General features: G+C 68.7%; 8 protein-coding genes. 2 read left to right on the top strand and 6 right to left on the bottom strand.

What is annotated here, in order from left to right:
- The 6 genes from PLL68_RS03605 to PLL68_RS03580 form a co-directional block, all read right to left on the bottom strand.
- Nucleotides 1-191: DUF6457 domain-containing protein (locus PLL68_RS03605; protein WP_324531727.1), on the bottom strand; the 191-nt coding region annotated here is incomplete at its 3' end.
- Nucleotides 188-937, bottom strand: a complete 750-nt coding sequence (narI, locus tag PLL68_RS03600) for a respiratory nitrate reductase subunit gamma (RefSeq protein ID WP_324531725.1) — start codon at nt 935-937, stop codon at nt 188-190. The genes narI and PLL68_RS03605, both read right to left, overlap by 4 nt.
- Nucleotides 934-1653 (bottom strand): nitrate reductase molybdenum cofactor assembly chaperone, encoded by a 720-nt coding sequence (gene narJ, locus PLL68_RS03595; protein WP_324531723.1) that lies wholly within the window; start codon nt 1651-1653, stop codon nt 934-936. The genes narI and narJ overlap by 4 nt, the downstream gene beginning before the upstream one ends.
- Nucleotides 1650-3323, bottom strand: coding sequence for a nitrate reductase subunit beta (narH, locus tag PLL68_RS03590; protein WP_324531721.1), 1674 nt, complete (start codon nt 3321-3323; stop codon nt 1650-1652). The genes narJ and narH overlap by 4 nt, the downstream gene beginning before the upstream one ends.
- 1 nt (nt 3324) lies before the next feature.
- The gene (locus tag PLL68_RS03585) at nt 3325-7062 is read right to left on the bottom strand and encodes a nitrate reductase subunit alpha (RefSeq protein ID WP_324531719.1); all 3738 of its coding nucleotides are present in this window, start codon (nt 7060-7062) and stop codon (nt 3325-3327) included.
- Complete coding sequence (locus PLL68_RS03580; RefSeq protein WP_324531717.1) at nt 7059-7844, bottom strand: helix-turn-helix transcriptional regulator; 786 nt, start codon at nt 7842-7844, stop codon at nt 7059-7061. Before PLL68_RS03580 ends, PLL68_RS03585 begins: the two co-directional genes overlap by 4 nt.
- Before the next feature lie 209 nt (nt 7845-8053).
- On the opposite strand from PLL68_RS03580, the gene PLL68_RS03575 reads away from it, so the two are divergent.
- Both PLL68_RS03575 and PLL68_RS03570 read left to right on the top strand, forming a co-directional pair.
- Nucleotides 8054-9430, top strand: coding sequence for an MFS transporter (locus PLL68_RS03575; RefSeq protein ID WP_324531715.1), 1377 nt, complete (start codon nt 8054-8056; stop codon nt 9428-9430).
- A gap of 10 nt (nt 9431-9440) precedes the next feature.
- On the top strand, nt 9441-10709 hold a 1269-nt coding region (locus PLL68_RS03570; RefSeq protein ID WP_324531713.1), incomplete at its 3' end, for an MFS transporter.

Here is a 10709-nt window from a genome sequence, read left to right as displayed (position 1 = left end):
CGGGCGCCCACCGCGAGCCCGAGGATGTAGGACCCGACGGGAGCCATCGGCCGGGCGAACCCGTGCGCGATGTCCTTGGTGAGGGCGTGGATGCCGGGCACGTCGACGGCATCCGGGTCGACGTCGAGCGCGGTGCAGGCATCGGCGATCCACGCGTGCCACTGCGCCTCGGCTGCCAGGAGGTCGGTCATTTGCGGGTCAGCTCCGGCTTGTCCCAGCCACGCTGCGGCGCCCGGTTGCCCGACCCGCGACCCGGCCGCTCGTCCTTGGAGCGGTAGACCAGGTAGGGCCGGGTGAGGTAGCCGAGCGGCGCCGAGAAGACGTGGACGAGCCGGGTGAACGGCCACATCGCGAACAGGATGAACGCGAGCAGCGCGTGCAGCTGGAAGCCCAGTGGTGCCGCCGCCATCAGCTCGGGCTGCGGCTGGAACGCGAAGATGCTGCGGAACCACACCGAGACGCCCTCGCGGTAGTTGTACTCGCCGCCGAACTGCAACAGGCTGCCGGCCACGGTGTTCCACATGCCGAGGAGGATGACGGTGCCGAGCACGGCGTACATGGCCTTGTCGTTGACGGTCGTCGCGCTGAACACCGGGCCGGTGGTGCGCCGCCGGTAGACGAGGATGACGAGTCCGGCCACCGCGGCGATCCCGGCCGGGATGCCACCGGCGAGGGCGATGACGTGGTACGTGTGCGGGCTCAGCCCCAACGCGTTGGTCCACACCTGCGGGATGATCAGGCCGATGACGTGGCCCATGACCACGCCGAGCATGCCGAAGTGGAACAGCGGGCTGCCGATGCGCAGCAGCCTGTCCTCGTAGAGCTGGCTGGAGCGCGTGGTCCAGCCGAACTTGTCGTAGCGGTAGCGCCAGAAGTGCCCGACGACGAACACGGCCAGGCACACGTACGGGACGATCACCCACAGGAACGTGGTCATCGGGGGGCTCCTACCGGGATGGTCGTGCCGAGCATCGCTGTGGTGTCGGCGGGTTCGGGTCGGGGGTTGAGTCGGGGGTCGATGGCGTACGGCTCGAGCCCGACCTCCTCCTGGGGTGGGCCCTGCTCGACGAGCCGCAGCAGGGCCTCGGTGTCGCTGCCCTCCAGCGGCGGCAGCGTCGAGCGCAGCGCCTCGAGCACGGGCAGCCAGGGCGAGTCGCGCTGGGCCAACCCGGCCCGCAGCACCTCGACCCCCACCCGGTGGCGGGTCAGCAGGTGCCACGCGGTGGCCCAGTCCTGCATCGCGCCGAACTCGAGCACGACGCACAGGTGGTCGGGCAGCTCGACCTCGCTGTCGAACTCCAGACCGGCCCGGCGGTAGGCCTGCTTGAACTCCACGAGGGCCACCCCGCGCCGTCGCGTGTCACCCGAGGTGAAGTACGTCAGGTGCAGCGAGCACTTGCGGGTGACGTCGAAGGTGTCGACGTACTCGCGCTGGAGGGCGCCCAGCCGCGCGGAGGTGAGGTGGTCGAGGAACTCGAGCAACGGCATCCGCTGGGCCTCGGGCAGGCCCTCGACCACGCCCCGCAGCATCGGCACCCGCTGCAGCAGCACGTCGTCGGGGTAGTCGAGCAGCAGCGAGACCACCTGCCAGGTGTCGACGAGGTCCTTCTCCCGGATGCCGGGGCGTGCGTCGCGGTGCCGCCGCCACTTCATCGGTCGGCCCGTTCGCCCGAACCGGAGCCGCCACCCGGGAAGATGCCGTCCGGCATCCCCCGCCCGTCCCAGTTCAGGAGGTTGACCCGGCCACGCAGGGGGTTGTCCGGCGGCAGCTCGTCGATGCTGTCGGCGGTCAGCGCCTCACGGCGCACCCGCAGGTTCTCGGCGGCGATCGGGGTCGGGGTGCTTCCGGACCCCTCGCCGAAGATCTCCTGGCCGCCGCCGTACTGCGACACCGCACAGTCGGTCGCGATCTCCTCGAGCGAGTGCGCCTGCTCGGCGTGCGCGGTCGGGATGACGTAGCGCTCCTCGTACCGGGCCAGGGCGAGCAGGCGGAACATCTCGTACATGTCCTCGCCCTCCATCCCGACCGCGGCGGGGATCTCGTCGCGGGGGTCGCGCCCGAGGTTGATGTCGCGCATGTACGACCGCATCGCCGCGAGCTTCTTGAGCACCGTGTTGACGGGGGCGACGTCACCGGCGGTGAACAGGTTCGCCAGGTACTCCACGGGGATGCGCAGGGTGTCGATGGCCCCGAAGAGGTTGTCGACGTCCTCGGCGTCGTAGCCGGTGTCCTTGATGACGTCGACGACCGGCGACAGCGGCGGGATGTACCAGACCATCGGCATCGTGCGGTACTCCGGGTGCAGCGGCAGCGCGACCTTGTAGTCCATGATCAGCTTCTTCACCGGGCTGCGGCGGGCTGCCTCGATCCAGTCACCGGGGATGCCGGCCGCCTCGGCCTCGCGCCGGACCTCCGGGTCCTCGGGGTCCAGGAACACGCCCAGCTGGGACTCGTAGAGGTCGGTGTCGTCCTCGGTGGTGGCCGCCTCGAGCACCTTGTCGGCGTCGTAGAGGACGAGCCCGATGTAGCGCAGCCGGCCCACGCAGGTCTCGGAGCACACCGTGGGGATGCCGACCTCGATGCGCGGGTAGCAGAAGGTGCACTTCTCGGCCTTGCCGGTCTTGTGGTTGAAGTAGACCTTCTTGTACGGGCAGCCGGTGATGCACATCCGCCAGCCGCGGCAGCGGTCCTGGTCGACCAGGACGATGCCGTCCTCCTCGCGCTTGTAGATCGCGCCGCTGGGGCACGACGCCGCGCACGAGGGGTTGAGGCAGTGTTCGCAGATGCGCGGCAGGTAGAACATGAAGGTCTGTTCGAACTCGAACTTCACCTTGTCCTCGATGCCCTTGAGCATGACGTCCTTGGCCGCGTGCTCGCGCGAGCCGCCGAGGTCGTCGTCCCAGTTGGCGCTCCACGACACGTTGACCGGCTTGCCCGAGATGAGCGAGTACGGCCGGGCGACGGGGAAGTTCTTCTGCGCGGGAGAGTTGAGCAGCGTCTCGTAGTCGTAGGTCCACGGCTCGTAGTAGTCGCTGATCGAGGGCATCTTGGGGTTGCTGAAGATCGTCAGCAGCTTCTTGAGCCGCCCGCCGGCCCGCAGCTGGAGGCGGCCGTTCTTCATCACCCAGCCGCCGCGCCACTCCTCCTGGTCCTCGTAGCCGCGCGGGTAGCCCAGGCCGGGCCGGGTCTCGACGTTGTTGAACCACACGTACTCGGTGCCGGCCCGGTTGGTCCACGCCTGCTTGCACGTGACCGAACAGGTGTGGCACCCGATGCACTTGTCGAGGTTCATGACCATCGCCATCTGGGCCATGACGCGCATGTCAGTACTCCACGTTCTGGTTGGCGCGGCGGCGGATCATCGTCACTTCGTCGCGGTTGTTTCCGGTGGGCCCGATGTAGTTGAAGAAGTAGGCGAACTGGGCGTAGCCGCCGATCATGTGGCTCGGTTTCATCATGATCCGGGTGAGGGAGTTGTGGATGCCGCCTCGCCTCCCGTTGGTCTCGGTGAGGGGGACGTCGATGAGCCGGTCCTGCGCGTGGTGCATGTAGACGGTGCCCTCCGGCATCCGGTGCGAGACGATCGCGCGGGCCGCGACGACACCGTTGCGGTTGACCGCCTCGATCCAGTCGTTGTCGGCGACGCCGATCTTCTCGGCGTCGACGTCGGACAGCCAGATCGTCTGCCCGCCGCGGGAGAGGCTGAGCATGAACAGGTTGTCCTGGTACTCGCTGTGGATCGACCACTTGTTGTGCGGGGTCAGGTAGCGCACCGAGACGCCGAGGGCGTTCTGCTCGCCGAGCGCGGCCTCACCGAAGAGCTCGGTCATGTTCAGCGGCGGCCGGTAGACCGGCAACGCCTCCCCCATGCCGAGGATCCAGTCGTGGTCGAGGTAGAACTGCTGGCGCCCGGTGAGCGTGTGGAACGGCTTCTTGCGTTCGATGTTGATCGTGAACGGGGAGTACCGGCGGCCACCGCTCTCCGACCCGGACCACTCCGGGGAGGTGATGACCGGCACCGGCGCGACCTGGGTGTCGGCGAAGGTGATCTGCTTGCCCTCGTGCTCGGCCGCGAGGTCGTGCAGCTGGGTGCCGGTGCGCTTCTCCACGTTCTTGAAGCCGTGGGTGGCGAGGTGACCGTTGGTCGTGCCCGACAGGTGCAGGATCGCGTCGGCCATGTGGATGTCGGTGTCGAGCCGGGGCTGGCCGTTGCCGGCGCCGCCGTGGGCGACCCCGTTGCGGTGGCGCAGGATGTCGACCTCGCGCTTGACGTCGTAGGGCACACCCTTGGTGAGCATGCCGACCTTCTCCATGAGCGGGCCGATCGAGGTCATCTTGTCGTAGATGGCCGTGTAGTCACGCTCGGCGACGGCGAGCACCGGCAGGGTCTTGCCCGGCACGGGTTCGCACTCGCCGAGGCGCCAGTCCTTGACGACACCGTGCACCGTGGCCATCGCCTCGGGGGTGTCGTGCCACAGCGGCTTGGCGATGACGTCGCGCCGGGTGCCCAGGTGGTCGACCGCGAGCTCGGAGAACTTCTTCGCGACCGCCTTCCACGCCTCCCAGTCGGTCTTGGACTGCCACGGCGGGGAGATCGCCGGGTTGAAGGAGTGCACGAAGGGGTGCATGTCGGTGGTGTTCAGGTCGTGCTTCTCGTACCAGGTGGCTGCCGGCAGGACGACGTCGGAGAACAGCGTCGAGCTCGTCATCCGGAAGTCGATGGTCATGAGCAGGTCGAGCTTGCCCTCGGGCACGTGCTCGGGCCACTCGATCCCGGTGGGGCGCTTGTCCGGCGGGGCCTGCTCGGCGGTGACGGCGTTGTCGGTGCCGAGCAGGTGCTTGAGGAAGTACTCGTTGCCCTTGGCGCTGGACCCCAGCAGGTTTGCCCGCCACAGGCTGAGGATGCGGGGGTGGTTCTCCTCCGCCTCCGGGTCCTCGACGGCGAACTTCAGGGCACCGGACTTCAGCTGGTCGACGACGTAGTCCGCGGGAGCCAGCCCCGCGGCATCCGCCTCGTCCGCCAGCGCGAGGCTGCTGCGGTTGAAGGTCGGGTAGCTCGGGGTCCAGCCCAGGCGCACCGACTGGGCGAGCAGGTCCATGACGCCCTTGCCCGCGAAGACGCCGGTGCCGGCATCCACGTCGTCGGCGGTGAAGGTGTCGTAGCGGTACTGGCTGGTGTTGACGTACCAGTACGCCGTCTGGTTCATGTGCCGCGGCGGGCGCTGCCAGTCCAGCGCGAACGCCATGTGCTGGAAGCCCATGATCGGGCGGATCTTCTCCTGGCCGACGTAGTGCGCCCAGCCGCCACCGTTGCGCCCTTGGCACCCCGTGATCGTCGTGAGCACGAGCATCGCCCGGTAGATCTGGTCGGAGTGGAACCAGTGGTTGGTGCCGGCCCCCATGAGGATCATCCCGCGACCGCCGGTGTCGATGGCGTTCTGCGCCCACTCACGCGCCAGCCGCACGACCTGCTCGGCGGGCACGTTGGTGATCTCCTCCTGCCACGCCGGCGTCGCCGGGGTGGAGGGGTCCTCGTAGTCGGCCGGCCAGGTGCCCGGCATCCCGGGGCGGGCCACGCCGTACTGGGCGAGCATGAGGTCGAGCACGGTGGTCACCAGGCGCCCACCGATGCGGCGCACCGGCACCCCGCGCGTCACGTGCGCGACCTTGCCGTCGTACGCGTCGAACCTCGGCATCACGACCCGGGCCGTCTCGGATGCCGTGCCACCGGCGTCGAGGCCGTGCAGCGTCAGGACGGGGTCGATGTCCTCGAGGTCGAGGTTCCACTTGCCCCAGCCCTCGTCTCCGTAGCGGAAGCCGATGGAGCCGTTCGGGATGGCCACGTCACCGGTGCGCGCGTCGAGCACGGCCGGCTTCCACATCGCGTTCTCGGAGGCGGCCTGCGCGATGTCGAGGTCACCGGCGACGAGGTACTTGCCGGGCCGGTAGGCCGGCCCGTCGGCGCCCTCGGCAGTGTCGGCGACGTCCCCGGCATCCTCGAGGGCGACGAGGAAGGGCAGGTCGGTGTACTGCTGGTTGTACTGCGTGAAGAAGTCGACCTGGCTGTCGACGAAGAACTCCTTGAGGATGACGTGCCCCATCGCCATCGCGAGCGCGCCGTCGGTGCCCGGGGCCGCGGCGACCCACTCGTCGGCGAACTTGACGTTCTCGGCGTAGTCGGGCGAGACGGCGACGACCTTCTGGCCGCGGTAGCGCGCCTCGGTCATCCAGTGCGCGTCAGGGGTGCGGGTCATCGGGACGTTCGAGCCCCACATGATGAGGTAGCCGGCATCCCACCAGTCGCCGGACTCGGGGACGTCGGTCTGGTCGCCGAACATCTGCGGCGAGGCGTTCGGCAGGTCGGCGTACCAGTCGTAGAACGAGAGCATCGGGGCGCCGACGAGCTCGAGGAAGCGGGCGCCCGAGGCGTAGGAGACCGGCGACATCGCGGGGATCGGCGAGAAGCCGGCGATGCGGTCCGGGCCCCAGCGCTTGACGGTGTAGACGTGCGCGGCGGCGATGATCTCGACGACCTCGTCCCAGCTCGAACGCACCAGGCCGCCCTTGCCGCGGGCGGACTTGTAGCGCCGGGCCTTGTCAGGGTCCTGGACGATGGACGCCCAGGCGAGCACGGGGTCGCCACCGAGGGCCGCCTTGGCCTCGCGGAACATCTCGAGCAGCACACCGCGCACGTACGGGTAGCGCACGCGCGTCGGGGAGTAGGTGTACCAGCTGAAGGCCGCGCCGCGGGGGCAGCCGCGTGGCTCGTACTCGGGGCGGTCGGCGCCGGTGGAGGGGTAGTCGGTCTGCTGCGCCTCCCAGGTGATGATCCCGTCCTTGACGTAGACCTTCCACGAGCAGGAGCCGGTGCAGTTCACCCCGTGGGTGCTGCGCACGACCTTGTCGTGGCTCCAGCGGTCGCGGTAGAACGCGTCGCCGGAGCGGCCGCCCTCGGTGTGGATCGAGCGCTTGTCGTCGGACACCTGTGACCGGGTGAAGAACCGGCGGGTGCCGACGAGGGCATTGGTCAGCGGCCCGTCGAGGGCGGGGCTGGTGGTCATGCGGGCTCCTTGGTTGCCGTGCCGGGGGTCTTGTCACGGAAGGGGGTTCGGGTACTCACGTGCGCGACACACGTGGCGGGGCCGACGAAGGGTTCGAGGCCGATCTCGGTGTCCGGCTCACCGAACTGCTCCATCGAGCCGGTGATCAGGCCGCGGTGGATGCCGCAGACCACGGCCGGGTTGTCGACGGCCAGGGCCAGGAACGGGCAGTCCTTGAGCACGAGGCGGGCGGTGCGCCCGCCGTCGGAGGTCGACATCTCCGGGGTGTAGCCCCACACGTGCAGGACGTCGAGCATCCGGCCGACCTTGCTCAGCCACTGTCCCGGCGTTCTCGCGGGCGTGGATGCCGGGTCGGCCGGGACGTGCTCGACGGCCCACCGGCGGCCCGCCTCCAGCGGCGTCGGGGTGGCACCCCCGCTGCTGTCGGCGAACGCCCCCGCGAGCAGGCTGCTGAGCAGGCGCAGCGCGTCGGCCTCCCCCGCGACGTCGACCTCGGCGAGCGAGCCCTGCACCGGCGCGTAGATCTTGCGCGGGCGACCCGCGCTGCCGCTGCGGTGGAAGCTGGCCTCGACCAGACCGGCGGCGACCAGCTGGTCGAGGTGGAAGCGCACCGTCGTCAAGTGGAGCCCGACGTGCTCGGCGAGCTCTGCCGCAGTCAGGCCCACGGGGGTGGTCAGGTCGTGACTGGTCGCCGTGGCGTGGGCCAAGGTGTCGAGGAGGCGTCGGCGCACGGGCGAGGCGAGCACGGCGGCGGGGCCGAGGTCGTCTGTCGGGGCGCTCAACGCGGGTCGCTCCTCAGTTTGGAGGACAGGATTTCTCCTATCGAACCACACTCGCGCGTCGGGCGTGAAGTCACCAGATTCCGTTGACAGAGGCTCACTTTTCGGTGTACGACGATCCGTCGTAGACATAAGGGTGACCTCACTGGCAGGCTGGTCAACGGCGGTTGTAACGTCCGATCCGAGATATTTAGATGACTACTCTCATCCAAATGGAGGCCACGGTCATGACCCTGACCACGGAGCCGGACACGGCACCCGCCCATCCCGAGGTGTCGAGCGGCGCCAAACGCGTCCTCACGATGTCGACGATCGCCTTCACCCTGATGTTCGCGGTGTGGCTGATGTTCGGCATCCTCGGCGTGCCGATCCAGAAGGAACTGGGGCTGAGCGACCCCGAGCTCGCGTGGATCTCCGCCGTCGCCGTGCTCAACGGGTCACTGTGGCGCCTGCCCGCCGGCATGCTCACCGACCGGGTCGGCGGCCGGGTGGTGACCATCTCCATGCTCCTGCTCACGGCCATCCCGTGCTTCTTCCTCACCCAGGTCTCGGGCTACGGCGCCCTGCTCGTGCTGGCCTTCCTCGTCGGCTTCGCGGGCAACCTGTTCAGCGTCGGCATCGCGTGGAACGCCGCCTGGTGGCCCAAGGAGCGGCAGGGCTTCGCCCTCGGCGTCTTCGGCGCCGGCAACGTCGGCGCCTCGGTGACCAAGCTGCTCGTGGTGCTGCTGCCGACGATCATCGCGAGCACGGCCGGCGCGATGTACCTCGGCATCTTCCCCGGTGGCTGGCGGATCTTCCCCGCGTTCTACACCGTCGCGCTGGTCGTCGTCGCCATCCTGACGTTCCTGATCGTCCCCCGACACGACAAGATGAACGGTGCCGGCAAGCCACTGGGCGAGATGCTCGCCCCGCTCAAGCACGTGCGCGTCTGGCGCTTCAGCCTCTACTACGCGGCGGTCTTCGGGGCCTACGTCGCGCTGTCGGCCTGGCTGCCGAAGTACTACGTCGACAACTTCGGTGTCGAGCTCCAGGTCGCCGCTTTGCTCACCGCGACGTTCATCTTCCCGGCATCCCTGCTGCGCCCGGTCGGTGGCTGGTTCTCCGACAAGTACGGTGCCCGCCGAGTCATGTACTGGACCTTCGGGGTGATGCTGGCGACGACCGGCATCCTCATGATGCCCAACGGCCACCTCGTCATCGACCAGGCCGACGGCACCCAGAGCGAGCACCTGGCCTACGCCATCGGCATCGTCCCGTTCGCCCTGCTCGTATTCCTCCTCGGCTGCGCCATGGGCGTCGGCAAGGCCGCCGTCTACAAGCACATCCCCGAGTACTTCCCCGACAACGTCGGCTCCGTCGGCGGCCTCGTCGGGATGTTCGGTGGGCTCGGCGGGTTCGTCCTGCCGCCGCTGTTCGCCTACACCAAGGTCTGGTCAGGCTTCCCGAGCTCGACGTTCTTCGTCCTGTTCCTGCTGACCGCCGCCTGCTTCATCTGGATGCACTGGACGGTCGTCCACATGCTGCACCGCGAGTCGCCCGACCTCGCCCGCCACCTCGAGACCCCGGTCGCCACCGCGACCGTCCGCTAAGGAGACATCGATGAGCACCGCCCCCGCACCGGCCCGCAAGGGTGAGTGGCTGGAGTCCTGGGACCCGGAGAACGAGCAGACCTGGGACAAGTCCCTGGCCTGGCGCACCCTGTGGATCACGACCTTCTGCCTGACCCTGGCCTTCGTCGCCTGGTTCCTGCCGAGCGCGATCATCCCCAAGCTCAACGCGCTCGGCTATGACTTCAGCAAGAGCCAGCTCTACTGGATGGCCGCGATGCCGGGTCTGGCCGCGGGGCTGTTCCGGCTCGTGTGGATGGTGCTGCCACCCATCATGGGCACCCGCAAGATGGTGTCGCTGACCAGCCTGCTGCTCATCGCCTCGACCCTCGGCTGGGGCGTGCGCGTGCAGACCCCCGATGCCCCCTACTGGGAGCTCATGGTGCTGGCCTTCCTCGCCGGCATCGGCGGCGGGGCGTTCTCCGGCTTCATGCCGAGCACCTCGTACTTCTTCCCGCGCCGCATGCAGGGCACGGCCCTGGGTCTGCAGGCCGGTCTGGGCAACTTCGGCGTCTCGTTCGTGCAGCTGCTCACCCCGTACCTCATCGCCATGGGTGCCCTCGCGATCTTCGGCGGCAGCCAGCAGATGACCATTCCCGGCAAGGAGCCGGCGACCGTCTGGTACCAGAACGCCGCCTTCGTGTGGATCCCGCTCATGGTCGTCGGCGCGGTCCTCGCGTGGACGATGCTGAAGTCGGTGCCCGTCAAGGCGAACATCCGCCAGCAGTTCGACATCTTCAGCAACCAGGACACCTGGTGGATGACGCTGCTCTACATCATGACCTTCGGCACCTTCTCCGGCCTGGCCGCCCAGTTCGGTCTGCTCATGACCAACCTCTACGGCAGCGGCAACACCGACATCGTCCAGGGCAGCGGCGCGAGCGCCACGGTGCTCGTCGCCGGCTACGCCGTGCCGGATGCCGTGAAGTACGTCTTCCTCGGCCCGCTCATCGGCGCGGCTGCCCGCGTCGCCTTCTCCCCGCTGACCGACCGGATGGGCGGTGCGATCTGGACGCTCATCTCCGGCATCGGCCTCATCGCCGCCATCGCGTACACGATTCCCGGGCTGACGCCCGACACGAGCTCGGCAGCGACCCTGGAGTCGGGGTTCAACCAGTTCCTCTACGGCATGCTCGCGATCTTCCTCTTCGCCGGCATCGGAAACGCCTCGACCTTCAAGCAGATGCCGATGATCTTCGAACGGCGGCAGGCCGGTGGCGTCATCGGCTGGACGGCCGCCATCGCCGCGTTCGGGCCGTTC

The sequence above is a fragment of the Ornithinibacter sp. genome, from assembly GCF_035443565.1.
Classification (GTDB): Bacteria; Actinomycetota; Actinomycetes; order Actinomycetales; family Dermatophilaceae; genus Fodinibacter.
This window is presented reverse-complemented; position numbering and strand designations above follow the sequence as displayed.